The sequence below is a fragment of the Acidovorax sp. Leaf160 genome, assembly GCF_001424265.1.
In the GTDB taxonomy this organism is placed as follows: domain Bacteria; phylum Pseudomonadota; class Gammaproteobacteria; order Burkholderiales; family Burkholderiaceae_C; genus Paracidovorax.
Genome location: NZ_LMOV01000029.1, coordinates 57017 through 80015, shown reverse-complemented (window position 1 = coordinate 80015; position 22999 = coordinate 57017). Strand labels below are relative to the sequence as shown.

The 22999-nt window shown below is 69.4% G+C and carries 20 protein-coding genes; 7 read left to right on the top strand and 13 right to left on the bottom strand.

Translation table 11 applies throughout. The features are described from left to right. Positions 1 to 129: 129 nt before the first annotated feature. Positions 130 to 894, top strand: a complete 765-nt coding sequence (locus ASF94_RS20010) for a tyrosine-protein phosphatase (protein ID WP_056670825.1) — start codon at positions 130 to 132, stop codon at positions 892 to 894. 126 nt (positions 895 to 1020) lie between these two features. Here ASF94_RS20010 and ASF94_RS20005 read toward each other — a convergent pair whose 3' ends face one another. Further along, positions 1021 to 1413: an HU family DNA-binding protein gene (locus ASF94_RS20005; protein ID WP_056671126.1), complete on the bottom strand. Its 393-nt coding sequence runs from the start codon at positions 1411 to 1413 to the stop codon at positions 1021 to 1023. A 432-nt stretch (positions 1414 to 1845) separates the two neighbouring features. Between ASF94_RS20005 and ASF94_RS20000 the strand changes: the two genes are divergently transcribed. Both ASF94_RS20000 and ASF94_RS19995 read left to right on the top strand, forming a co-directional pair. After that, a complete protein-coding gene (locus ASF94_RS20000; RefSeq protein WP_056670822.1) occupies positions 1846 to 2880 on the top strand; it encodes a PhaM family polyhydroxyalkanoate granule multifunctional regulatory protein in 1035 nt (344 codons plus the stop codon). A 188-nt stretch (positions 2881 to 3068) separates the two neighbouring features. Then, the gene (locus ASF94_RS19995; RefSeq protein ID WP_056670819.1) at positions 3069 to 4364 is read left to right on the top strand and encodes an FIST N-terminal domain-containing protein; all 1296 of its coding nucleotides are present in this window, start codon (positions 3069 to 3071) and stop codon (positions 4362 to 4364) included. Between the two features lie 64 nt (positions 4365 to 4428). Here the strand turns inward: ASF94_RS19995 and ASF94_RS21000 are convergent, their stop codons facing one another. The 3 genes from ASF94_RS21000 to ASF94_RS19980 all read right to left on the bottom strand — a co-directional run bounded on the left by ASF94_RS21000 (position 4429) and on the right by ASF94_RS19980 (position 8261). Then, a complete protein-coding gene (locus ASF94_RS21000) occupies positions 4429 to 5610 on the bottom strand; it encodes a peroxidase-related enzyme (RefSeq protein WP_082493451.1) in 1182 nt (393 codons plus the stop codon). A 76-nt stretch (positions 5611 to 5686) separates the two neighbouring features. Then, positions 5687 to 7177 (bottom strand): SidA/IucD/PvdA family monooxygenase, encoded by a 1491-nt coding sequence (locus tag ASF94_RS19985; RefSeq protein ID WP_056670815.1) that lies wholly within the window; start codon positions 7175 to 7177, stop codon positions 5687 to 5689. Between the two features lie 40 nt (positions 7178 to 7217). Further along, on the bottom strand, positions 7218 to 8261 hold the full coding sequence (locus ASF94_RS19980) for a tripartite tricarboxylate transporter substrate binding protein (protein WP_056670812.1): 1044 nt from the start codon (positions 8259 to 8261) through the stop codon (positions 7218 to 7220). Positions 8262 to 8471: 210 nt separating this feature from the next. Here ASF94_RS19980 and ASF94_RS19975 point away from each other — a divergent pair, with 210 nt between their 5' ends. Next, entirely contained in the window at positions 8472 to 9248 is a 777-nt protein-coding gene (locus tag ASF94_RS19975) for a 2-keto-4-pentenoate hydratase (RefSeq protein ID WP_056670809.1), read from the top strand. 190 nt (positions 9249 to 9438) lie between these two features. Here the strand turns inward: ASF94_RS19975 and ASF94_RS19970 are convergent, their stop codons facing one another. The 6 genes from ASF94_RS19970 to ASF94_RS20995 form a co-directional block, all read right to left on the bottom strand. Next, positions 9439 to 9870 (bottom strand): YXWGXW repeat-containing protein, encoded by a 432-nt coding sequence (locus ASF94_RS19970; protein ID WP_056670806.1) that lies wholly within the window; start codon positions 9868 to 9870, stop codon positions 9439 to 9441. Positions 9871 to 10031: 161 nt separating this feature from the next. Then, positions 10032 to 11306 carry a nucleotide sugar dehydrogenase gene (locus tag ASF94_RS19965; RefSeq protein WP_056670803.1) on the bottom strand — a complete coding sequence of 425 codons (1275 nt, stop codon included), beginning with the start codon at positions 11304 to 11306 and terminating at the stop codon, positions 10032 to 10034. Next, positions 11303 to 12355, bottom strand: a complete 1053-nt coding sequence (locus ASF94_RS19960; protein ID WP_156382608.1) for a hypothetical protein — start codon at positions 12353 to 12355, stop codon at positions 11303 to 11305. The genes ASF94_RS19965 and ASF94_RS19960 overlap by 4 nt, the downstream gene beginning before the upstream one ends. An 8-nt stretch (positions 12356 to 12363) precedes the next feature. Then, a complete protein-coding gene (locus tag ASF94_RS19955; RefSeq protein WP_056670798.1) occupies positions 12364 to 13422 on the bottom strand; it encodes a hypothetical protein in 1059 nt (352 codons plus the stop codon). After that, the gene (locus ASF94_RS19950) at positions 13419 to 14690 is read right to left on the bottom strand and encodes a glycosyltransferase family 2 protein (protein ID WP_056670795.1); all 1272 of its coding nucleotides are present in this window, start codon (positions 14688 to 14690) and stop codon (positions 13419 to 13421) included. The genes ASF94_RS19955 and ASF94_RS19950 overlap by 4 nt, the downstream gene beginning before the upstream one ends. Before the next feature lie 111 nt (positions 14691 to 14801). Further along, positions 14802 to 15056, bottom strand: coding sequence for a transcriptional regulator (locus ASF94_RS20995; RefSeq protein WP_369818686.1), 255 nt, complete (start codon positions 15054 to 15056; stop codon positions 14802 to 14804). A gap of 154 nt (positions 15057 to 15210) precedes the next feature. Between ASF94_RS20995 and ASF94_RS19945 the strand changes: the two genes are divergently transcribed. Next, a complete protein-coding gene (locus tag ASF94_RS19945; RefSeq protein WP_056670791.1) occupies positions 15211 to 15945 on the top strand; it encodes a S24/S26 family peptidase in 735 nt (244 codons plus the stop codon). A 48-nt stretch (positions 15946 to 15993) separates the two neighbouring features. Here ASF94_RS19945 and ASF94_RS19940 read toward each other — a convergent pair whose 3' ends face one another. After that, the gene (locus ASF94_RS19940; protein WP_056670788.1) at positions 15994 to 16725 is read right to left on the bottom strand and encodes a helix-turn-helix transcriptional regulator; all 732 of its coding nucleotides are present in this window, start codon (positions 16723 to 16725) and stop codon (positions 15994 to 15996) included. 130 nt (positions 16726 to 16855) lie between these two features. On the opposite strand from ASF94_RS19940, the gene ASF94_RS19935 reads away from it, so the two are divergent. Both ASF94_RS19935 and ASF94_RS19930 read left to right on the top strand, forming a co-directional pair. Further along, positions 16856 to 17803 (top strand): hypothetical protein, encoded by a 948-nt coding sequence (locus ASF94_RS19935; protein ID WP_056670785.1) that lies wholly within the window; start codon positions 16856 to 16858, stop codon positions 17801 to 17803. After that, positions 17800 to 19791 carry an MFS transporter gene (locus ASF94_RS19930; RefSeq protein ID WP_056670782.1) on the top strand — a complete coding sequence of 664 codons (1992 nt, stop codon included), beginning with the start codon at positions 17800 to 17802 and terminating at the stop codon, positions 19789 to 19791. Before ASF94_RS19935 ends, ASF94_RS19930 begins: the two co-directional genes overlap by 4 nt. Here the strand turns inward: ASF94_RS19930 and ASF94_RS19925 are convergent. Continuing rightward, on the bottom strand, positions 19788 to 21638 hold the full coding sequence (locus ASF94_RS19925; RefSeq protein WP_082493458.1) for a methyl-accepting chemotaxis protein: 1851 nt from the start codon (positions 21636 to 21638) through the stop codon (positions 19788 to 19790). The two genes, ASF94_RS19930 and ASF94_RS19925, sit on opposite strands and share 4 nt — an antisense overlap. Before the next feature lie 193 nt (positions 21639 to 21831). Continuing rightward, positions 21832 to 22848 carry a 1-aminocyclopropane-1-carboxylate deaminase gene (locus tag ASF94_RS19920; RefSeq protein ID WP_056670779.1) on the bottom strand — a complete coding sequence of 339 codons (1017 nt, stop codon included), beginning with the start codon at positions 22846 to 22848 and terminating at the stop codon, positions 21832 to 21834. Positions 22849 to 22999 lie beyond the last annotated feature (151 nt).

Here is a 22999-nt window from a genome sequence, read left to right as displayed (position 1 = left end):
GCGGGCAAGCGGTCAGAGCGGTCGAGTGTCAAGGCGAGCTGCCCGCCGGGCTGTAGGGCGATGGCGCGTGTGCCGACGGCTGGCGCGCAGGTGCTTGGAGCCGTCACACGCATTCGCTACAGTGCCGGCATGCAAGCGTTCACACGATCCCTGCCCCTGTCGGGCGCCACCAATTTCCGCGACCTGGGCGGCTATGCCACGGCCGATGGCCGCAGCGTGCGCTGGCGCCGGCTGTTCCGCTCCGACCACCTGGCGTCGCTGACGCCGCAGGACGCCGAGGTGCTGGCCGGCCTGCAGCTGTCGCGGGTGATCGACTTCCGCGGCGCGGCCGAACGTGCGTCGCTGGCCTACGCCATCCCCGATGTGGCCTACCACGCGCTCTCCATCGAGCCCACCGTGGTGCAGCGCGCCAAGGACATGGCCATGGCCGGCGAGGAGCTGACCCCCGCCATCGCCGTGCAACTGATGCAGGACACGTACCGCGACTTCGTCTCGGTCAACGCACCGCAGTTCAGGGCGCTGTTCGAGCACCTGCTGGCCAGCGATGCGCCGCTGGTCTTCCACTGCACCGCAGGGAAGGACCGCACGGGCTTTGCCGCCGCGCTGATTCTGCTGGCGCTGGGCGTTCCGCGCCATGTGGTGATGGACGACTACCTACTCACCAACGGCCTCTACCAGCGGCCCGCGCAGTTCGCCGGCACGGCCCCGGAAGCCGTGCTGGGCGTGCTCTGGCGGGTGCAGGAAGAGTTTTTGCACGCGGCGCTGGAAGCCGTTGAGAGCGACCACGGCGGCCTCGATCGCTACCTGGAGCAGGAGCTGGGCGTGGGCCCCGCGCAGCGCGCGCGGCTGGCCACCCTCTACCTGGAGCCGCGAGCGCCCGAGCCGCGCGGATGAGGGCCGCTGTGCAGACGAAAAAAAGCCGGCGTGAGCCGGCTTTTTGCTGGGTGCTGCCCGCTGCCGCAACGCAGCGCGGCGGCCGGCGGTCCATCGATCGAGCGGGTCGATCGATGGGTCAATGCATCAGATCGTCGCGTCCTTGAGCTTCTTCAGCGCGCGGGTCTTGATCTTGACCGATGCGGGCTTGGCGGGGAACCAGCGTTCCTGGCCCGTGAACGGGTCCTTGCCGAAGCGCTTCTTTTTGGCGGGGATCTGCTGCAGGCCGATCTTCATCAGGCCGGGCAGCGTGAATTCGCCGGAACCCTTCTTGTGCACGGAGCCCAGGATGGCGCTCTCCAGAGCCGTCAGCACGGCCTTGGCGACCTTGGGTTCGACACCGGCCTGTGCGGCCAGGTGGGCCACCAGGGAGGTCTTGCTGAAGGCTTCCTTGACGGGCTTCAGGGCAGCTGGCGCGGCCTTGGCGGCAGGAGCTGCTGCTGCCTTCTTGGCGGGTGCAGCGGCCTTCTTCGCGGGCACGGCGGCCTTCTTCGCAGCAGGCGCTGCAGCCTTCTTCGCAGCAGGTGCGGCGGCCTTCTTGGCCGCAGGAGCCGCAGTCTTCTTCGTTGCAGGTGCAGCGGCCTTCTTGGCTGCGGCGGGCGCGGCCTTGGTGGCGGCTTGGGTGGTTTTCTTTGCAGTTGCCATGGTGTTGATTTATCTCTTGATGGAAGTGAACACGACATTCCAGCGAGGCTGGTCGCCGGATTCTAGGGCGTTTGTCGCGCAGGGCGTGGCGCAGACGGGTCAAATGGGCCGGCAGGCCGCACGGCATCGTGGTTTGCAAGCCCCGCACAGCGCCGTGGCAGGGGCTTGATCGCCACGCGGTTGGCGTTAAGCTGCGGCCACGCGGAGCGCGGCACGGCCGGCCCCACGCCACCCCCCAAGAGACAGACATCCCGCGAAGGAACGACCATGAGCGACAACTCTCCCTTCGGCTTCGGCCGCTTCGTGCCGGGCTTCGATTTCCTGCAGAACCTGGCGAAGAACTCAGCGGCCAGCGTGCCCGGCATGCCGGGCTGGGTGGCGCCCACGGTGAGCGAGGAAGAACTGGAAAAGCGCATCGAGGAACTGAAGGCCGTGCAGTTCTGGCTGGACCAGAACTCGCGCGCGCTGACGGCCACCGTGCAGGCGCTGGAAGTGCAGAAGATGACGCTGGCCACGCTCAAGGGCATGAACGTCGCCATGGGCGATCTGGCCAGCGCCTTCGCGCCCAGAACCTCCGAACCCGCGCCCGCTGCCGCGTCGTCCACGTCTCCGTCGTCGCCTTCGTCACCGTCTTCGTCGACGTCTTCGTTCTTCGGAAGTCATCGCACCGCGGGTGCCGGTGCGCAAGACACGCCGGCGCGCGACCAGCCGGCAGGGCGCGATGCGGCGGACGCAGGCGCCGAGACGCCAGCCGACCAAGGCGCAGGCGAGGCGGCGACGGCCCGTGGCGCCGCTGGCGACGACGCCGCATCCGGCGGCCCCGCCGCCGCGCCGGGCGTGATCGATCCCATGCAATGGTGGACCGCGCTCAGCACGCAGTTCCAGCAGATCGCGGCCCATGCGATGCAGGACGTCGCGCAGCACCAGAGCGCGCTCGACGCAACCCGCACCATGGCGACCGAGGCCGTGAAGACGGCGACCGGCGTGGCCTCGCAGCTGGCGGCGCAGGGCATGCAAGGGATGCAGGACGTGGCCCGCAAGGCATCGACCGGCAGGTCCGCCAGCGCCAAGGCTGCTGCCGGCAAGCCCGCGTCCGGACGCAGCGCCCGGGCCGATGGCGGAGCCGCGAAGCCGAAAGCTGCCGCAGCGAAGTCGGCTCCAGGTGCGGCAGCAGGCGGCGTGAAGAAGCCTGCAGCCAAGGCCGCTGCCAAGGCGTCGGGACCGGCGTCGAAGAAGGCATCGGCCGGTGCGAAGGCGCCCGCACCATCACCGCGTACTGCGCGGTCCCGGCCGGCGCGCTGACAGGGCGGGCGCCGACGCCCGCGGGGCGGCGGGGGCGGTGCCAATATCACCCTCACGGCCGCCGCATCGATGGGCGCCCCCCCGTGCTTGTCGCGGGCCATGGCGGACACAGCAGGCCCGCGGCGCCGCCCCCTCGCATTCCCCGGCACCGCCAGCGGCGGGCCGGCTCTTCCCGGATTCTCGACACCATGCCTCTCTTTCCCCACGGGCACGCCACCCATCCCCAATGGCGCATGGCCGCCGCGCTGGTGCTGGCCCAGTTGCGCGCGCAGATGGCGCAGCCGCAGTACGCCTCGGCTCCCCGGCTCGGCCTGCTCTACATCACCGACCACTATGCGGCGGAGGCGTCCGAGCTGCTGGCTTTCCTGGTCGGCGAACTGCCGGAAGTGACCGACTGGAGCGGCACCGTGGGCGTGGGCGTGGCCGCCAACAACGCCGAATACTTCGATGAGCCCGCGCTCTCCGTCATGCTGCTGGACCTGCCCGGCGACCAGTACCGCGTGTTCTCCGGCGTGGCCCCGCTGGCGCAGGGTGTTGGAAGCGGCAGCAGCAGCAGCGGCAGCGGCGGCAATGCGGGCTTCGCGGCGCACACGGCACTGGTGCATGCCGATGGCGCAACGCCCGAGCTGGCCGAGCTGATCGACGAGGTGGCCGAGCGCACGGCGACCGGCTACCTCTTCGGCGGACTGGCGGCGAGCCGGGCGGCCAGCGTGCAATTCGCCGTGGGCGGCGCGGGCCGCCTGCCGGGCCAGGGAGCGGCGGACGGCGTGTTCGACGGCGGGCTCTCCGGCGTGGCGTTCGGCGCGGGCGTGCCGCTGCTCTCGCGCGTCACCCAGGGCTGCCAGCCCATCGGGCCGCTGATGACGGTGACGGCCGCGCACGACAACGTCGCGCTGCAGCTGGACCACCGGCCCGCGCTCGACGTACTGCTCGATACGCTCCAGGTGTCGCTGGACGGCGACCCGCAGCCCGCGCTGCGCTCGGTGCGCGCCACGCTGGCCGGACTGGTCGATGCCGGCACGCAGCCGCAGGGCCGCACCGGCCATTTCGGCACCGAGGTGCGTGTGCGCCACATCGTCGGCCTGGACGCCACACGGCGCGGCGTGGCCCTGGCCGACCGGGTCGAGACCGGCATGCGCCTGGCCTTCTGCCAGCGCAACGTGCAGGCCGCGCGCGCCGACCTGATGCGCATCTGCGCCGAGATCCGCGAGGAGCTGTCGCCCGAGCCGCAGGAGGGCGAGGCCCTGGCCGGTGGCGTGGCGCCCCAGCGGCAGATCCTGGGCGCCGTCTATGTCAGTTGCTCGGGCCGGGGCGGGCCGCATTTCGGCGCCCCGAGCGCGGAACTGCAGATCGTGCGCCATGCGCTGGGCGACGTGCCGCTGGTGGGTTTCTTCGCGGCCGGCGAGATCGCGCACCACCGCCTGTATGGCTACACCGGCGTGCTGACGGTGTTTCTGGACGAGGCCATCGACAGCCAGCGTTGACGCTGCGGCGGCCCTGCCGTGAAAACGGATGGGGCGCCCCCTGGCCCACCCGGAAGCCCGTTCTTCAGCCCGCTGCGGGCACCACCGCTTCGCCCAGGTTCAGCATCAGCCGATTCGCCCAGGCGAACAGCGCGGCAGCATGCAGGGCGTCCAGGATCTCCAGGTCGGACAGGCCCGCATCGCGCAGCGGCTGGAGGTGCTGCGCGCCGAACGTGCCCGGGCTGCGCGTGAGTGCGGCGCTGGCCTGCACGATGGCCCGCTCGCGCGGCTGGGTGCCGGCGCTGTCGGGGTCGGTGAAGATCTGCGCCATCACGTCGTTGCGCTTGGCCAGTTGCTCGAAGCGCTGGGCATGCACGGACGCGCAGTACACGCAGCCGTTGACCCGCGACACCACGGTGCTGGCGACCTCGCGCTCGGCACGGGCCAGGCCCCCGGGCGCGTACATGATGGCGTTGAAGGCCTGCGAGCGTTCCGACAGCACGCGGGGCTGGTGCGCCAGCAGCAGGTAGAAGTCCGACGTGCGCGCCTTGGGGTGGCTCAGGTCGAGCACGGCGTTCTGCTCTTGCGTGGCAGCCGCCGGGTCCAGCACCGGCAGCCAGGCTTTCCAGTCCAGCGTTTGGCTGGTGTAGCCGTTCACACGCAGCGGCTCGCCCGGTGCGGGCAGGTTCGCAGGGTGGACGAAAGGCGCGGCATCGGCCGGCTGGGGCGCTGCGGCGGGCGCAGGGGCAGGGCCGGCTTCCGCCAGCGCTGCCAGCGCGCGCACCCCGGCCACCACGCGCAATTGGTAGGTCACGAAGCCGATCAGTTGCGCCAGCAGCACGGTGTCGGGCACCGAGAGACCGGCGGCAGGCAGCGCCAGCAGGGCGGCCTGGTCGCTTTCCGCGGGGTGCAGGGCCAGGGTCCGGGCGAAATGCACGACGGCCCGCAGGCGCGCATCGGCAATGGCCGCATCGGGCGCATCCAGCAGCGCCTGCAGGGCGGGCGTGGGGTGCAGCGGTGCCAGCGCCGCGCGGTAGTGCGCGACCAGCGAGGGCAGGCCGCTCACCCGGGCGATGTCGTGCGCCACCGCCAGGCGCTCGGCCTGGGTCAGGCTGCCGGGCAGCTCCGGCCCGAAAAGCGCTGCTTCGCAGGCCTGCGTGGCGGTGGCGACCTTCTCGCGCTGGTGGCGCACGCCGTGCGCGGCGCTGCCGGGTGCGAGCTGGGCGATCTGGTCGATGGTGTCGGCGGGCAGGGGGGCGGTGGTCATGGCAAGGCTTTCTGGGAAGGGGAGGGCGGTCGCCGGCAGTGCCTGGGCGGCCGCGGCAAAGGCGGCAGTCAAAGCCTCAGTCAAGGCATCGGTCGGCGAGCACCCGCAGGGCCGTGTCCGCCGGCGTCCATTCGTCGCCCAGCAACTCCGGCTCGGCATAGTCCTGCAGCACCTGGAAGTGGTGTTCCACGTCTTCGACGTAGAAGAGCCCGGCCAGGCCCGTGGCAAGCCGCCGTGCGCCGTCGCTGATGGCGGGAATGTCGCCCGACACGGTGCCGTGCGACAGCGCGGCCGGGTAGCAGAAGCAGTGGATGCGCTCCAGGCCCGGGCAGCCGCCGGGCGTGCGTTGCTGGAATTCGAACACCGGGCCGAGGTCGGGCGAATCGGCCAGTTCCTGGTCCGCATCGCCCGGAGGCGGCCGGAAGCGGTCGCCCCAGGTGCGCACATGGGCTGCGAACGGCGCGTATTCGGGCTTTTGCGACCAGTCGATGGCGAAGCCGGTGGAGACGATGAGGAAGTCGAGCGCGAAGGTGCCGCGGGGGGTGTGGACGTGCAAGGCGTCGCCCACGGCCTCCACCCGCTCCACCGGGCAGCCGAGGTGGAAGAACGCGTTCGGGTGGCGCGATACCCGCAGCGTGCTGCCATGCGGCGGGGGCACCTGCGTGGTGTTGATGTAGTGGCGAATGCGCCATTTCCACTCGGGCGGCAGCGCATGGTGGCCGTGCGTGAGGCCGGGCACGCCCGAGCCCTTGGACTTGTTGATGCGCGGCAGGTCCGGCCGGCGCACCAGCAGATCCACGCTGGCGGCGCCGCATTCCAGCGCGGTGGCGGCGCTGTCCATGGCGGACGAGCCGGCGCCCACCACGCCCACGCGCTGGCCGCGCAGCGTGGCGTAGTCCAGCGCGTCGGAGGAGTGCGCCCAGCGGCTGCGCTCCACGCCCTGCATGAACGCTGGGATCTGCGGGCCGCCCAGCCCGTCGCGGCCGGTGGCCAGCACCACGCGGCGGGCGAACCAGCACGCGGTGCGGGCCCCTGCCTGCGCCTGCCCATGGGCAGCATCCACCTCGACCTCGACCAGGCCGTCGCTGCGGGGGCGCACGGCGGTGACGACATGCCCGTTGCGGACGTCGGCCTCGGTCACGCGGCGATACCAGCGCAGGTAATCCATCCACTGCAGGCGCGGAATCTTGTCGAGCGCGGCCCAGGCCTCGCCGCCGAACTGCGCCTCGAACCAGGCGCGGAAGGTGAGCGAGGGCACGCCGAGCGCGGGGCCCGTGAGCTCCTTGGGCGAGCGCAGCGTTTCCATGCGCGCGGTGGTGGCCCAGGGGCCTTCGTGATCGGGCGGCGCGCGGTCGAGCAGCACCGAGCGAATGCCCTGCTGCGCCAGCGCCATGCTGGCGGCCAGGCCCGCCTGGCCGGCACCGATGATGAGCACGTCGATCACCGGCTGCCCGGCATGGCTGCGTTGCGGCAGCCAGGCCCTGGCGCGCCAGTTGAGCATCAGCAGGTCATGCCGCAGGCGTTGTTCGAGAGCGGGCAGGCCGGGGGCGGAGTCGGTGCGTGTCATGCAGGGGTCGGAAAGCGTGGGCGGGGCGTGGTGCAGGCGTTCAGTCGATCGATATTTTTGCGTCCTTCACCACCTGCGCCCACTTGGCGCGATCGGCGTGTACCGTCTGGCGGAACTGTTCGGGCGTCTCGATGCGGATGGCGTTGCCCTGCGACTCGAAGCGCTCGCGCACCTCGGGCTGCTCCAGCACCTCCTTGATCGCCAGGTTGAGCTTCCGGACAATGGCCGGCTCCGTGCCCTTGGGCGCGAAGACGCCGAACCAGATCGAGCTGTCGAAGCCCTGCGTGCCGGGCAGGCCGCTGGAGGCGATGGTCGGCACCTCCTTGACCGCCGCCACCGGCTTGGCGGTGGTCACGCCCAGCAGGCGCACCTTGCCCGCCTTGTAGTGCGGCAGCACGGTCTGCACCTGGTTCATGATGCAGCAGGTCTCGCCGCGCACCACCGAGGTGATGGCCTCCGGCCCGCCCTTGTAGGGCACGTGCACCATGTTCAGCCCCAGCCGCGAATTGAATTCGGCGAAGGCCATGTGCGTGCCGGCGCCGTTGCCGGTGGAGGCGTAGTTGTACTTGCCCGGGTTGGCCTTCACCAGATCGACGAACTCCTTCAGCGTCTTGACGTCGATCACGCTGGGGTTGATGGTCAGCACGTTGGAGACGTCGAGCACCGGCGCCACCGGCACGAAGTCGGCCTCCACGTCGAAGGGCAGCTTCTTGTAGAGCGCCGCGTTGCTGCCGTGCGTGGCGGCGGTGCCGAAGGCCAGCGTGTAGCCGTCGGGCTTGGCACGGGCCACGTACTCGCTGGCGATGTTGCCGGCTGCGCCGGACTTGTAGTCGATGATGATGGGCTGGCCCAGCTTGTGGCTGAGCGGCTCCTGCACCGCGCGGGCGACCACGTCCACGCCCGAGCCGGCGGGAAAGCCCATGATCAGCGTGATCGGCTGACGCGGCCAGTCGCCGGCGGCCGTGGCGTCGGCGGCCTGGGCCCCACCGCTGGCGCCCAGCAGGGCGCTGCAGGCCAGCAGGGCGGCGGTGACGCGGCTGCGAAGACGGGGGGTCGGAGAGCGTAGGGATGCGTGGTGTGGCATGGGGTGGTCCGCGGGACGCGGCGCGTGGGAGGGTGAATTCGGCAGGGGGAAAGCGCGCGATTGTGGTGAAGTGCACATGCGCCCATCGCTATATGCATATGGCATGCCGTGGGCGCCCGGTCGCTTCCCCAGAGCGTCGAAGGCTCCCATAATTCGCGGGGGCAGGCCCTCCGCCCGCCCCATTCCAACACTTGGCCCGTGGATACCCTGATGCCTACCACCCCTGACTTCGATCCCCAGCCCGCCGCCGACCTGCTGACGGCCGCCCGCACCGGCGCCGTCCCCCGGCCTGCGGACCTGCCGGCTGCGCTGCGTCCCGCGAATGCGGCGCAGGCCTATGCCGTGCAGGACCGGGTGGTGAGGGCACGGGGGGAGATCGCCGGCTGGAAGGTGGGTGCGTCGGGCCCCGATGCCGAGCCCGCCCGGGCTGCGTTGACCCAGGACAGCGTGCAGGTCGGCGATGCGGTGCATCTGGCCGCTGCCAGCTTCTTCGTCATCGGCGTCGAGGCCGAACTGGTATTCCAGTGCATTGCCGACCTGCCGCCGCGCGATGTGCCCTACACCCCCGGCGAGGTGCTGGGCGCCTTGGGCACGGTGCGGGCAGGTCTCGAGGTCTGCGACACGCGATTCGCCGCCTGGGGCGGGCAGGACGCCTGGAGCCGCCTGGCCGACCAGGCATGCCACGGCGCACTCGTGGTGGGCTCGGGCCTGGACGAGTGCGCAGGCATCGACGTGTCGCGCCAGCCGGTACGCCTGGAGGTCAACGGCGGCACGGTGGTGTCGCACGACGCTGGCGGCAATCCGGCCGGCGAGCCGCTGCGCCTGCTGGTCTGGCTGGCCAACGAAGGCGCCCGCAGCCTGGGCGGCCTGCGCGCCGGGCAATGGGTCACCACCGGTTCATGGACGGGGACACCCATGGTCATGCAGGGCGATGTGGTGGTGGCCGAGTTCCCGGGCATCGGCCGGGCCGAGTTGCGGCTGGACTGAGTCGGCGGCTCCCGGAGGCACCGCGCGCCGAGCGGCCGGTGGAACCCACCGTCCTGCAGCGCGCTTGCGCTCCCGGCAAAGCCACTGCGGGCCGGCGGAGCGGCCGTCGGTGTTTTCCCCGGGTGCCCGCCGTGCCATGGCGGGCCGTGCCATGGCGGGCCGTGCCATGGCGGGCCGGGCCGGCGGGCAGTCAATAGCGGTAAGGATTGTTCGGCCGGCGGTCGTGCCGGTTGGGTACGCCGTCGCCATCACGGTCCCAGCCGCCACGCTGCATGTTCCAGCGGTTGCCACGCTGGTCCCAGTGCGGCTGCCGGTACACGTACCCGGGCCGGGCCTGGATCCATCGACCGGGCACCCATGCGTCGCGGTGGCCCCGGCGTTCCCAGTGACCCTGTGCCCACACCATGCCGCGGCGCGGCGGTGGAACGATTTCGTGCCGGGGCGGCGGTGGGCCGCGGTGGTAGTACTGCACCGGCACCACGCCCGCTGCGGGCTGGTGATAGCCAGAGGCGCCGGTCTGCACGATGACCGTGGCGCTGGTGGCGGCCTGTGCGACGCCGGTGGCGCCCGCGCCCAGCAGGGTGGTGAGCAACAGGGCGGCGGCTTGGGTGGAACGAAACATGGTTGTCTCCGGTGGCGCCCAATCGCTCGGGCTGATGACTGCATCGTGCAGTGCCCGTGTCAAGCAGGCGTGCCGCCCTGTCGCGCCGGTGAAAAGGAGTGTGTCGGAATGTGCGGCACCGAGGCGGCCCTCCAGGGGCCGCGCGAGCCAGGACCGCAGGGTCAGGGCCGCCAGTGGTGCAGGTGCGCCGGCCTGCCGTTGCGCGGCAGCACCGCCTTCACATCGGCGACCACCGCCTTGCGGCCAGGGTGTGCCAGCCGTTGCATGAGCGGCCAGCCCTGTGCGCGGAACGTGGCATGCGGCACGGCCAGCACCACCGCATCGGCAGGCTCTGCGTCCTCCAGCGGAGCGAGCCGCAAACCGTGTTCCGCATGCAGCAGCTCGGCGTCGGCCAACGGGTCGATCAGCTGCACCCGAATGCCCATCTCGCCCAGGCGGCGGCAGATGGTCACGACACCGGAGTTGCGGATGTCCCGCACGTTTTCCTTGAACGTCACGCCCAGCAGCGTCACCAGCGCATCCCGGTGCAGCAGCCCGTGCTGCAGCATGCAGGCGATCAGCTGGTCGGTGATGAAGCTGGCCATGCCTTCGTTCACCCGCCGTGCGGCGAGTATGAAATCGGCCACGAAGCCCTGCGAGGCGGCCTTGTGCGTGAGGTAGTAGGGGTCGACGGAAATGCAGTGCCCGCCCACCAGCCCGGGGCGGAAGTCGAGGAAGTTCCATTTGCTGCGGGCCGCGTCGATGACGTCGTGCGTGTCGATGTGCAGCTTGGTGAAGATCTGGCTGAGCTCGTTCATGAGCGCGATGTTGATGTCGCGCTGGGTGTTCTCCAGCACCTTGGCGGCCTCTGCGACCTTGATCGACGCAGCGGGGTAGACGTCGGTGATCTTGCCGTAGATGTTGGAGAGCTGTGTCAGCACCTCGGGCCGGTCGCCCGCGACGATCTTGGTGGTGGTCGTGAGCGTGTGCTGGCGGTCGCCCGGGTTGATCCGCTCGGGCGAGTAGCCGACCTGGAAGTCGGCCGGGTAGGCCAGCCCGGAGGTCTCGGCCAGCAAGGGGACGCACACATCTTCGGTGGCGCCGGGGTAGACGGTGCTTTCGAACACGACGGTGGTGCCTGCATGCATGTACCGGCCGATGGTGGCGGTGGCCTGCCGCACGGCCCCCAGGTCGGGCACGCGGAATTCGTCGATGGGCGTGGGGACGGTGACGATCACCACGTTCGCCCCTGCGATGCACGAGGCTTCGGTGGTCCACCGCACCGGCGTGCGCCGCAGGGCCTCGGGGTCGATCTCGCCGGTGCGGTCTTCGCCTGCCTGCAGTTCGCGCACGCGGATCGGGTCCACGTCATAGCCGGTGACCTGGAAGTGCCGGGCCAGCGCCACGCCGAGCGGCGCGCCCACGTAGCCCAGGCCTACGACGACGATGTGCGTCATGGGCGGCCTCCATTCTGGGCAAGCCAGCCGGACAGGTACGCCTGCTTCGCACTGGATTCCGCCAGTTGCGCGTCGAGGGACAGGATCTCCACGCGCAGGCCGCGGGCCAGGCGCGCGGCCATGCCGGTTTCACTGCCCTCCACCGTGTGCAGCGTTTCGCGCAGCGCGGCACGCCGCTGCTGCAGTCCCTGATGAAGGTTCTGGCCGGCAGCGAAGGCCCCGGCCACGGCATCGCGGGTGCGCTGCAGTTTCTGCAGCGGGCCCTCCTGCTGTTCCGACAGCCAGCGCGCGGCCAGCGGGCCGGTCTGCTGGGCGGCCGCACGGGACGCGCCTTCCCCGAAGCTGCGCGAGAGCGCCACGCTGGCAAAGGCGGACTGGCCGCCGCTCGACAGGCCCTGCCGCATGCCCACTGCGACGCTCACATCCCATCCGCCGTCGGCCTGCAGCAGGGCGCTCAATTCGGTGACCCGGGCCTGATCGGCAATGGCCCGCTCCGCGTCCGGAAGCAGCGGAGCTTCCTCGACGGGCGAATGGGCGGAGAGGTAGCTCTGCCGCTGTTCGGCCCGTGCCAGCCGCTCCTGGAGGCGATCCCGTGCGTCGAACGCGTTCTGCACGTCCTGCAACGTGGCCTGCTGGCGCGCCAACAGCTGGCGCTCTTGCCGAAGCTGCGATTCGGCGGCTGCCAAAGCGCCCTTCAGCGGGGTCATCAGGTCGGCCAGTCCGCGCTGTTCGGCCACGGTCTCGACGCTGGCCAACCGCAGGCCCAGCCGTTGCTGGGAACGGTAGGCACTGCATTGCGCATCGGCCAGTTCCGTCGCCAGCCGGCCCTGCCGGGCCTTGCTGAGACTCTTACGCAGGCCCAGGACCATGCTGCGCTTGTCGCTGGCAGGGTCGCCCACGCTGGCGAAGGCTTCGGGCGCCGTCAGTTGGGCGGATTGAACCTGCCCCTGGGCGGACACCAGGGCGCAATAGCTGTCGACTTCACCAGCCCACGAGAGGCAAGGGACCGAAGCCGCCGACACGATGCAGAGAGAAAGGAGAGAGCGCATGGTCACCTTCAGAGGAAAAGCGGAGCGCGGCCGATGAACAGCACGCGGGACTTGGCGGATTGCGGCTCGTCCAGTTGCAGCTCGACCAGGAAGCCGCGGGTTTCGAGCCGGAACAGCGGGTGTTGCGCGCGCTCTTCGTCGGAATGCACCCGGGTGATGCTGCCGACGCGGTGGCACAGCAGCACGTGGAGCAGGCAGTCGAAGATGGGCTGGCCGACCTGGGCGACCGCTTCGTTGTCGTACGGCACGAAGGCAAAGGACAGCGGCTCATCGGACTGCGTCACGCGGTAGTACGGACTGTCGGACAGCGTCGCGATGATTTCGCGCAGTTGCTTCGCCTCGCCTTGCTTGTTGGCCGCCTCCTGCTGGTTCTGCAGCAGCTTGAGCTGGATGTTCTCCAGCTGCATGCGGTAGCCGGCGATGCGTGCCAGCACCTCCAGCGCCTGGGGCATCTGGGCCGGGCCGCCCGACAGCGTGGCAGCGGAGCGCCGCAGGTCCGAGAGCTGCCTTTCCAGCGCCACTCCGGCCGCAGCGGAGTCGGTGGCGGAGGTCTTGTAGCTGTTGAGCGTGGCGCGCATGCGCACGGCGTCGTCCCGCGTCATCAAGCCGGCCTTCAGGTCGCGCTCGATGGTGGCTTCCAGGGCGCTGACATCGGACAGCACTTTGCGTGTCTTGGCGATATCCACCTGCTTGGCCGAATCCAGTCGCTCGACCTTCTGCGACAGCCGGACGTCGGCCTGGCGCTGTTGTGCTGCGGCGTGGTCGGCGCTGGCGATGAGCTTTTGCAGCACCTGCGATTGCTCCTGCAGCGCCTTCGATTCGCGCTCCAGCCCCTGCCAGGCGCTCTCGAGTCCATCCGCCGCCTGGCGGGTTCTGAACACCTCGGCGGTGAGTCGAAGGATCTGTTCGTTGGTGCGCGAGATGACGACGGGTGCCGCCCAGGTGCCGTTGAACACGTAGAAAACGGTGACCGCCGCGTAGGCCATGGCCGTGCAGAGCACGGTGCCGAGCACGGCGATGGCGAGATAGCGGTAGGCCGTAACGATGATTTTTTGAATGGGTGTCATGCCTTTTGCTCCGGTGCGCCAGGCAGAACGGAATCGGTGGATGTGGAAGGTTTGTCGCGGGTGCCCCAGGCGCCCACGTCGAAGGTGAAGAGCGCGACCAGCGTGATCACCAGTGCATCGACGAAGAACCAGATGCCGGACGCCGCGGCCAGCACCGGAAACCGGATGCGTGTGGAGCCCGGCGCCAATCGCGTGCAGGTGACGTTGTAGAGAACGGCGGCGGCGACAAACAGGCCGGAGAAGGACAGGATGGCGACGATCAAGGTGGAAGCCGCGTCTATCACGCCGTTGGACAGCACGGTGGCAATCACCAGGAAGGTCCAGAGCATGGTGAAGGTCTCCGGCACCAGCGCGGCCATCAGCGGCAGCATCCCGATCAGGCGCACGTGCTCCGGCATGCGCCTCCAGGTCCAGAAGAGATCCCTGAGACCGGAGCGCCGCCAACGTATCTGCTGCGAGAAGAACTGCGACAGGTGCCGCGGCACTGCGGTCCAGCAGGTCGCGTGCGGGTTCACGATCGTCTTCCAGCCGCGCATCATGATGGCGTGCGTCATGTAGCGGTCCTCACCGTCACGCACGCCCAGGCCGAACCAGTTGCGCCCCTTCACTTCTCCTTCCACGGCCTCGAACAGCTCGCGCCGCACGGCGAAAAGGCAGCCGCTGATGCAGAAGACATGGCCCGACAGGTTCTGCAGCATCTTGCCGAACTGGAAGCTCATGTAATAGACCATGGTCTGTCCGATCGTCAGCACGTTGTCGTTGACGTTGGTCACACCGATGTTTCCGCCGACAGCGCCTACCTTCGGGTCGGCAAAGCACGCCACCAGTTCGCGAACCACGTTGCGATCGAAGATGCAGTCGCTGTCGATGCAGATCAGCACGTCGCCGCGCGATTTCGCCAATGCGTGGGAGAGCGAGACGTGCTTGCCGCTGTTGACGGCATTTCTGAAGATGCGAAGCTGCTCCGGCCAGCGCGCGGCGGCGACCTGCAGCCAGTGCCACGAGTCGTCTGCGCTGCAGTCGTCGTAGGCCACGATCTCCAGCCGTTCCGCAGGCCAGTCGCAGGCCAGGATGCTGCCGATCGTCTCCATCACGTGCTCGCCTTCGTTGTAGACGGGCAGCAGCACGCTGACCATGGGTTGGGCCGTGTAGTCGCGCAGGGGCTCTGCGGCACGCGTGACGAGGCGAGCCAGCAGACCGCCGCCGAACTGCATGACCACCAGGACCACCGGGAAGTAGAACCAGAAGTGGTAGATGCCCTCAAGCATGGCGGGCTCCCCACCGCGGTTGCGGTTCAGGCCGGACCACGCCAGCGGCCGGGGACAGAGATGGGGCGAACAGCGACTGCCAGCGCCAAGACAGGTTCCGGGTGGTCGTGATCATCGGGGGGCAACCGCAGGTGATGGGTTGCTGGAAGGCGCGCGCTCTCCGGGGCCGGGCGAGCTTCCATCCACAGCCAGTTCAGGCCATATGGAGGCCCAGTCGTGGGGACGTAGATCCTGGCGGGTGACTTGCCCGCCGGTCGCCTGTTCGATGGCAACGCAATTCAGCGGGGAAGGGTGGCGTTCGGCGTATTGGTGCTGCCATTGGCGGATCTGTGCGTCGCTTTTGATGGGCGAGCCCAATTCCGCCATGCGTATACGGAGCGCGCGCACGCTCAATGCGCCCTCTGTACGCAGGTACTCATTCAATTTCATCCCTCTCGACTCTTCTTTTAGGTAGCAATGGCTACTGATGTTAATGCCAGTGGGTAGCATTTGCAACCGTAGCATGTGCTACTGTTCGCCTGTGAGCCCGCATGACATCCAATCCCATCGACAACACCGGCTGCACGCAGCCATCCAGCGCCTGACCGGCGGCAACGTGGCGGCATTCGGCCGTCTCGTGGGCTACAGAGACGGCGCGTTCGTGCGCCAGATGCTGGCCGGAACGCGGGTCATTTCGGAAAAGACGGTGCATGCCGTGGAGGCGCTTCCAGGCCTGTGCAACTGGTTCGCTGCAGATGCGCCGGCGGCTGCCAGCCCGCCACCCCCGATGCAGGTGCTTGAGGACGTCGCGACATACGAGGTGGCCAGGCCCAGCGCAGGTCCCCAGATCGCCTTCATCCCGGTGACGACCGGAAGACTGGCTTCCGGCCAGTCCCGGCTGGTCCGGGCGCAGGGCGCAGAAGCCGGGGGCGACGGCGCTGAGTCGGAAGTCGCCTGTTTTCCCTACCGCTGGTTGCAGCAGCGGGGCCTGCGCCCGTCGGACCTGCTGGCGCTGCGCATGGTGGACGGCTCCATGGAACCGTCCTTGCATGCAGGCGACATCGTCACGGTGAACACCACCGATACCCACCCGGTCGAGGGCGCCGTTTACGCAGCCAACGAAGAGGGCCGCTGGCTGGTGCGCAGGCTGCTGCGTGACAGGGGCCGCTGGTGGCTGACGGCGGACAACCCCCTCAGGTACCCCCGCAAGGAACTGGTGTCACCCATCGTGGTGCTGATCGGTCGGGTGATGCACGTGGGCAGCGAAGTGCTGTGACCCGGAGAGGGCCCGCAGGGACCGGTCCGGCCTACCCAGCGCCCGCCGTCACCGGCGCATGCTGGCGAACACCTCGAACTCCCAGCTGCGCATCGCCAGCAGCACCGTATAGCCCTCGCGTTCGCGGTCGGCCATGCGTTGGTCCGCCAGGTGCTGCTGGGCGAAGTCGTGGGCCACGCGCTGCATCCGCTCCCAGAAGGCAGGGGCCAGGCTGCGGCTGATGGCGCCATGCACCAGCAGCACGCCCTCGCCCGGCTGGTCGAAGCTGCCGGCGAAGTAGTCGAGCAGGGCGTTCTCGCGGAAGTAGTGCATGACGGGGCCGTGCGGGCGCCAGCGGAAGGTCTTGGCCAGCTTGAGGCGGTAGCGGTTGAGCGGGCGCAACTCGATGATGCCGATGCGGTCCAGCTGGGCGAGGTACATCACGCCCTCGGCCTCGGTCAGGCGGTAGGTGGTGGTGATCTGTTCCAGCGTCCACTGGCTCAGCACGCAGATGGCCATCAGCAGCAGCTTCTTGTCGGCCACCACGGCCTGTTCCTGCGACTGCGTCAGCTCCTTGAGCAAGGGCTGGCTGTCGGCCACGCGCCGCGCCAGGTCGGCGAAGTCCAGCCGCAGAGCGCGGCAGATGGCGTCGATGCGCGAGAGCGGCATGTCCCCCTTGGCCAGCATGCGCTTGACGCTGGACTCGGCCATGCCGAGGGCCTGCGCCAGGTCGGCATAGGTCATCTGGGCAGCTTTGAGTTCCTTCTTCAGCGCAAGGACGAGGTCGGCAGTCGTGCTCATGGGTATCGATTATGGATACCCTCGGGCCTCGGAAGGTGATCTGGTGGCAGGATTCGCGTCCGGGCACGGGGCGCATGAAGACACTGCACGGCATGGCTGCGCGGGCAGCCCCTTCACAAAGGCCATTGCCATGTCCACTCATTCCTCTTTTCGCGCCTCGTTCGGGGCAGAAGCGGCGCTCTACACGGCATTCGCCGGGCTGGGCGCCTTCGCCGCCTGGGGGCCGTACGTCGCCCAGGGGGCGCATGCCCACGCGTTCGCCGACCAGCGCACGCTGTGGGGCGTGCCGTATGCGATGGACGTACTCACCAACCTGCCATTCGCCCTGTTCGGGGCGGCGGGCCTGTGGGCGCTGTGCCGGTGGCTGCGGCGCTGCCGTGCCGGACGGCGGGGCCGACCCTCCGTGGCTGGCACCGCGCCGGCGACCACCGTGACGGCGGCGATGGGCGCGACCTTCTTCCTCGGCCTGCTGTTGACGGCTGCGGGCTCGGCCCTCTATCACTGGCAGCCGCACGAGATCACGCTGCTGGCCGATCGTGCCGGCATGCTGGTGGCGTTCGCCGGCGTGCTCGGCCTGGCGGTGGCCACGCGCATCGGCACACGGCCGGCCTGGCTGACCGCCGCCGTGGTGCTGGTGGGTGGCGGGCTGGCGCTGCGGGAATGGGGCGTGGCGGGTCAGCTGCTGCCGTGGGCCGTGGTGCAGGGCGGCGGCATGTGCCTGGTGGCCGGGCTCGCCCTGCGGCCGGTGCTGTGGGGCCGTCTGCCGGTGTCGCTGCTCGCGCTCGTCGGCTGGTATGGGCTGGCCAAGCTGCTGGAGGCCGGTGACCACGCCGTCTGGCAGGCCAGCGGTGGCATCGTCGCGGGCCACAGCCTCAAGCACCTCGCGGCGGCGTGGGCCGCCTGGCCGGTGCTCTCGGCCTTCCTGCACAAGCCCACCGCTTGCGGCGGCCCGGGCGAGGACCCGCATGGGCCCGGCTGCCGCAGTCCCGCCCGCGCCGTGCTGCCGGAGCCGGGCCGGGGCACAATCGCCGCCGACCAGCCACCACCTTCCCTTTCCCAGACAGGAGCCAAGGCATGAGCCAGCACCCGGCCGTGACGGCCCCGCACGTTGCCTCCGGCACCGAGCCCGCGCCCCATCCCAACCAGTTCGCGCTGCTGCGCCAGCGCCGGTTCGCTCCGTTCTTCTGGACGCTCTTCGCCGGCGCCGCAAACGACAACCTCTTCAAGTTCGCCTTCACGGTGATGGTCACCTACCAGCTCAGCGTGTCCTGGATGCCGCCCTCCATGGCGGGGCTGGTGATCGGCGCGCTGTTCATCCTGCCGTTCCTGCTGTTCTCGGCCACCTCGGGGCAACTGACGGACAAGTACGAGAAGACCCGGATGATCCGGTTCGTGAAGAACCTGGAGATCGCCATCATGGTGGTGGCAGCGATCGGGTTCGTGCTGGCGCAGCCGGTGGTGCTGCTCGGCTGCGTCTTCCTGATGGGGCTGCATTCCACGCTGTTCGGGCCGGTCAAGTTCGCCTATCTGCCGCAGGTGCTGCATGAGCGTGAGCTGACCGGCGGCAACGGCATGGTGGAGATGGGCACGTTCGTTTCCATCTTGCTCGGCAACGTGGCGGGCGGCCTGCTGGTGGCGATGCCGGAGGTGGGCCACGCCGCCGTGGCCGTGGCCTGCCTGGCGCTGGCGCTGGTGGGCCGGCTGGCGGCGCAGTGGATACCCGCCGTGCCCGCCACCGACCCGGGCTTGGTCGTGAACTGGAATCCCGTCACCGAGACCTGGCGCAACCTGAAGCTGGCCCACGGCAACACGGTGGTCTTCCGATCGCTGCTGGGCATCAGCTGGATGTGGTTCTTCGGCGCGGTGTTCCTCAGCCAGTTCCCCAGCTTCGCCAAGGAGGTGCTGCACGGCAACGAGCAGGTCGCGTCGCTGCTGCTGGTGGTGTTCTCGGTCGGCATCGGCGTGGGCTCGCTGCTGTGCGAGGTGCTGTCGCGCCGGCAGGTGGAGATCGGCCTGGTGCCGCTCGGCGCCATCGGCATGAGCGTCTTCGCCATCGACCTGTACTTCGCCTCGCGCAGCCTGCCGCGGGCCGAGGTGATGGGCCTGGCCGCCTTCGTGGCGCAGCCCGCCCACTGGCGGGTGATGGCCGACCTGGCGCTGCTCAGCCTGTTCGCCGGGCTCTACAGCGTGCCCATGTACGCCCTGATCCAGATGCGCAGCCAGCCCACGCACCGCGCCCGCATCATCGCGGCCAACAACATCCTGAACGCGCTGTTCATGATCGGCAGCTCGCTCATCGCCGGGGCGCTGCTGGGCGCGGGCTTCACGGTGCCGCAGATCTTTCTGTTTACCGGCATCGCCAACGCGGTGGTGGCGTTCTACATCTTCCTCATCGTGCCCGAGTACCTGCTGCGCTTCGTGGCCTGGGTGCTGTCGCGCTGCATCTACCGCTTCACGGTGCGCGGCGAGGCCCACATTCCCGCCGAGGGCGCCGCCCTCCTGGCCTGCAACCACGTGAGCTTCATCGACGCCGTGTTGCTCATGGCCGCCAGCCCCCGGCCCATCGTGTTCGTGATGGACCACCGCATCTTCCGTGTGCCGGTCCTGGGTTGGCTGTTCCGGCTGGCGCGTGCCATACCGATCGCGCCCCAGAAAGAGGACCCGGCGGTGTACGAAGCCGCGTTCGAGCGCGCCGCCCAGGTGCTGCGCGAGGGCGACCTGCTGGCCATCTTCCCCGAAGGCGGCATCACGCGCGACGGCAGCCTGCAGCCTTTCAAGGGCGGCGTCATGAAGATCATCGAGCGGGCGCGTGCCGACGGCGTGGAGCCCGTGGTGGTGCCCATGGCGCTCACCGGCCTCTGGGGTTCCTTCTTCAGCCGCGTGGAGCAGGGGGGCGCCATGGTGCGGCCGTTCCGGCGGGGCGCTTTCAACCGGGTGGGGCTGAACGTGGGTGCGCCGGTGGCCCCTGCCGCCGTCTCGCCGGAAAGCCTGCACGGCCAGGTGAGCCAGCTGCTGCAGGAGGATGGGGCCGGCCGCGCGCGGCAGCCGGCGCCAGAGCTGTCTTAGAAGCTTTCCCAGTCGTCCGTGTCGCGGGGCGTGGGGCTGGCCGGCGGGGCTTTCAGTGCCGGCGCCTTTGGCGAGGACGCCGCAGCCGGGGCGGGCCTGGCGGCCGGGGCGCGAGGGGCGCGAGGGGCGCGAGGGGCCGCCGCAGCGCCACGCCCCAGGGCGGGCTTGGCCGGCGCCGCAGGCGCCTTCGGTTGGGGCTGGGCCTGGGCCTGGGCCACGGCCGGTACCGCGCGGGGCGCCACGGCGGTGCGGCTGCGGGCCTGCGCGGCCGCCGCTTCGGTCACCGCTGCGTCCACCTGGAACACGCCGACCAGCTGCACCATGCGGGCCGCCTGTGCGTTGAGGCTGTCGGCGGCAGCGGCCGATTCCTCCACCAGCGCGGCGTTCTGCTGCGTGACCTGGTCGAGCTGGTTGACGGCATCGCTCACCTGCGAGATGCCCTGCTCCTGCTCGCTCGTCGCGGCGCCGATCTCGGCGATCAGGTCGGCCACCCGGCGCGCCTGGTGCACGATGTCGTCCATGGTGCTGCCCGCCTCGGACACCAGCTGCGAGCCCGTCTCCACCTTTGAGACGCTCTCGCCGATCAGGCCCTTGATCTCCTTGGCAGCCTGTGCCGAGCGTTGCGCCAGGCTGCGCACTTCGGACGCCACCACGGCAAAACCCCGGCCCTGCTCGCCCGCGCGCGCCGCTTCCACGGCGGCGTTGAGCGCCAGGATGTTGGTCTGGAAGGCGATGCTGTCGATCACGCCGATGATGTCCCCGATCTTGCGGGAGCTGTTCGTGATCTCGTCCATCGTCCGCACCACGTTGCCCACCACCTCTCCGCCGCGGGTGGCGGTCTGGCTGGCGGACGTGGCCAGCTGCGAGGCGGTACGCACGGTGTCGGCGTTCTGCTTCAGGGTGGAGGCCATCTCCTCCATCGACGCGGCGGTCTGCTGCAGGTTGGAGGCCTGCTCTTCGGTGCGCTGGCTCAGGTCGGCATTGCCCGAGGCGATCTCCGACGCGCCCGTAGCGATGGATTCGCTGGAAAGCCGCACCTCGGACACCACCTGCGCCAGGTTGGCCCGCATGGCGCCCATGGCCGCCAGCACGCTCGTCGTGTCCCCGGTGCGCACATCCACGTGCACGGCCAGGTTGCCGCGGGCCACTTCCTGGGCGATGGTGGCGGCGTAAGCCGGTTCGCCGCCCAGCTGGCGCTTGACATGGCGGGTGATGGCCCAGGCGATGAATGCACCCAGCAGGGTGCCGGCTATCGCCATGCCCAGCAGCACGGTGGCTGCAAGGTCGGCGCGGGCCTGTGATTCGGCGACGGTGTCCGTCGTCTGCTTCTGCTGGTAGGTGCTCAATGCCTCCAGCGAGCTGAAGTACGCATTCTGCAGCTGACGCGCCTCATTCAACAGCAGCGTACGCGCCGCCTCGGGCTGGTTCGACAGCCCGAGCTCCGCCGCCTTGTCGATGCTCGCGAGATAGGGGCCACGCGTCTCCGTGGCCTTGTTGAAGAGGTTCCGGGCCTCGCCGGGCTCGATCAAGGCGTCGAGCCGCTTCAGGGCCTCGGAATTCTTGCGCGCGACGTCGTCGATGCGCGCCTTCTCCACCTGCATCAGCTTCGCGTCGTTGAGCATGGCCACGTTGCGCACGGCGCGGGCGGCCACATTGACGTTGTCCTTGATTTGCTGGATCACCAGTATCTTGACGAGCCGCTCCTCGGAGATCTCGCGCACATCTGCGCTGGTGTCCACCACGTAGGAGCGCCCGAGCAATGCCAGTGCCAGCCCCATCGCGATCACGATGGCGAAGCCGGCACCGAGCATGGTGCCGAGCTTCATGCGCGCAAGAAAATCCTTCATCAATCTCTCCTTCAGCCACGTGTCAACACCACGGGCGAAGGGAATTGTAAATATAAGTTACTTTCCGGGGTGGGTTTCAGGGGATTTACAGGCCTCACTCTTTGGTAGTAAGGGCGTGCGTCCCCCGGCCCCTCAGATCAATGCCGTGGACAGCAATGCCGCCATTCCGATGGCGGGCGGCTCGCGGCGGGAATCAACCGTTTCGAAAAAGAAAGCTGTAGGCATTCAGGGCCGGCACGCCGCCCAGGTGGGCATAGAGCACCTGGGAGCCTGCCGGAAACTCTCCCAGGCGCACCTTCTCGATCATTCCGTGCATCGACTTGCCCTCGTACACCGGGTCGGTCAGCATGCCCTCGGTGCGCGCGCAGAGGCGGATCGCCTCCAGCGTGCCGTCGTTGGGCAGGCCGTACTCGGGGCCGCCAAAGCGTTCGTCCAGCACGATGTCGGCTTCCGTCATGTCGCGGCCCAGCTCGACCAGCCCGGCCGTGTTCTGGGCAATGCGCAGGATCTGCGCACGGGTCTGCTCCGGCTTGGCGGATGCGTCGATGCCGATCACCCGGTCGGCCCGGCCGTCTGCAGCAAAGCCTACGGCCATGCCGGCCTGGGTGCTTCCGGTGACCGAACACACCACGACGTAGTCGAACTGGAACCCCAGGTCCTTTTCCTGCTGGCGCACTTCCTCCGCGAAGCCGACGAAGCCGAGTCCGCCGTACGGGTGCTCCGAGCAGCCGGCGGGAATGGGAAAGGGCTTGCCGCCGGACTGCTTCACGTCTTCCATCGCCTGCTCCCAGCTCGGCCGGATGCCGATGTCGAAGCCCGCGGCATCGAGGCGCACATCCGCGCCCATGATGCGGCTCATCTCGATGTTGCCCACGCGGTCGTACACCGCGTCGGAGTAGTTGACCCAGTTCTCCTGCACCAGCACGCACTTCATGCCCAGGTGCGCGGCCACGGCGGCGACCTGGCGCGTCTGGTTGGACTGGATGCCGCCGATGGACACCAGCGTGTCGTAGCCGCCCGCGATCGCTTCCGGGATGAGGTACTCCAGCTTGCGCGTCTTGTTGCCGCCGAAGGCCAGGCCGGAGTTGCAGTCCTCGCGCTTGGCATACAGATCGACCTTGCCGCCCAGGTGGGCCGACAAGCGCTTGAGCGGCTGGATGGGCGTGGGGCCGAAGGTGAGGGGGTAGCGGTCGAATTTCTGGAGGTTCATGGCGGTTCCGGGGCAGTGCAGGCGGTGGGTGGGACAAGGCATTCCGGCTGCGGAGTGCTGCTGCCTGGATTGCCCCGCCGCCGGCAGCCTTCATCGTAGGAAAATGCGGGCGCAACAGGGTTGCGAATCTCCGCTATCCAGCGAACCGTCA

What these genes read in the sequence shown, in the direction of transcription:
- ASF94_RS19940 (WP_056670788.1), bottom strand. Translation starts at nt 16,725, where the DNA reads ATGAGCACGACTGCCGACCTCGTCCTTGCGCTGAAGAAGGAACTCAAA.
- ASF94_RS20010 (WP_056670825.1), top strand. Translation starts at nt 130, where the DNA reads ATGCAAGCGTTCACACGATCCCTGCCCCTGTCGGGCGCCACCAATTTC.
- ASF94_RS19980 (WP_056670812.1), bottom strand. Translation starts at nt 8,261, where the DNA reads ATGCCACACCACGCATCCCTACGCTCTCCGACCCCCCGTCTTCGCAGC.
- ASF94_RS19975 (WP_056670809.1), top strand. Translation starts at nt 8,472, where the DNA reads ATGCCTACCACCCCTGACTTCGATCCCCAGCCCGCCGCCGACCTGCTG.
- ASF94_RS19950 (WP_056670795.1), bottom strand. Translation starts at nt 14,690, where the DNA reads ATGCTTGAGGGCATCTACCACTTCTGGTTCTACTTCCCGGTGGTCCTG.
- ASF94_RS19985 (WP_056670815.1), bottom strand. Translation starts at nt 7,177, where the DNA reads ATGACACGCACCGACTCCGCCCCCGGCCTGCCCGCTCTCGAACAACGC.
- ASF94_RS19970 (WP_056670806.1), bottom strand. Translation starts at nt 9,870, where the DNA reads ATGTTTCGTTCCACCCAAGCCGCCGCCCTGTTGCTCACCACCCTGCTG.
- ASF94_RS21000 (WP_082493451.1), bottom strand. Translation starts at nt 5,610, where the DNA reads ATGACCACCGCCCCCCTGCCCGCCGACACCATCGACCAGATCGCCCAG.
- ASF94_RS19935 (WP_056670785.1), top strand. Translation starts at nt 16,856, where the DNA reads ATGTCCACTCATTCCTCTTTTCGCGCCTCGTTCGGGGCAGAAGCGGCG.
- ASF94_RS19930 (WP_056670782.1), top strand. Translation starts at nt 17,800, where the DNA reads ATGAGCCAGCACCCGGCCGTGACGGCCCCGCACGTTGCCTCCGGCACC.
- ASF94_RS20000 (WP_056670822.1), top strand. Translation starts at nt 1,846, where the DNA reads ATGAGCGACAACTCTCCCTTCGGCTTCGGCCGCTTCGTGCCGGGCTTC.
- ASF94_RS19965 (WP_056670803.1), bottom strand. Translation starts at nt 11,306, where the DNA reads ATGACGCACATCGTCGTCGTAGGCCTGGGCTACGTGGGCGCGCCGCTC.
- ASF94_RS19925 (WP_082493458.1), bottom strand. Translation starts at nt 21,638, where the DNA reads ATGAAGGATTTTCTTGCGCGCATGAAGCTCGGCACCATGCTCGGTGCC.
- ASF94_RS20995 (WP_369818686.1), bottom strand. Translation starts at nt 15,056, where the DNA reads ATGGCGGAATTGGGCTCGCCCATCAAAAGCGACGCACAGATCCGCCAA.
- ASF94_RS19920 (WP_056670779.1), bottom strand. Translation starts at nt 22,848, where the DNA reads ATGAACCTCCAGAAATTCGACCGCTACCCCCTCACCTTCGGCCCCACG.
- ASF94_RS19960 (WP_156382608.1), bottom strand. Translation starts at nt 12,355, where the DNA reads ATGCGCTCTCTCCTTTCTCTCTGCATCGTGTCGGCGGCTTCGGTCCCT.
- ASF94_RS19995 (WP_056670819.1), top strand. Translation starts at nt 3,069, where the DNA reads ATGCCTCTCTTTCCCCACGGGCACGCCACCCATCCCCAATGGCGCATG.
- ASF94_RS19955 (WP_056670798.1), bottom strand. Translation starts at nt 13,422, where the DNA reads ATGACACCCATTCAAAAAATCATCGTTACGGCCTACCGCTATCTCGCC.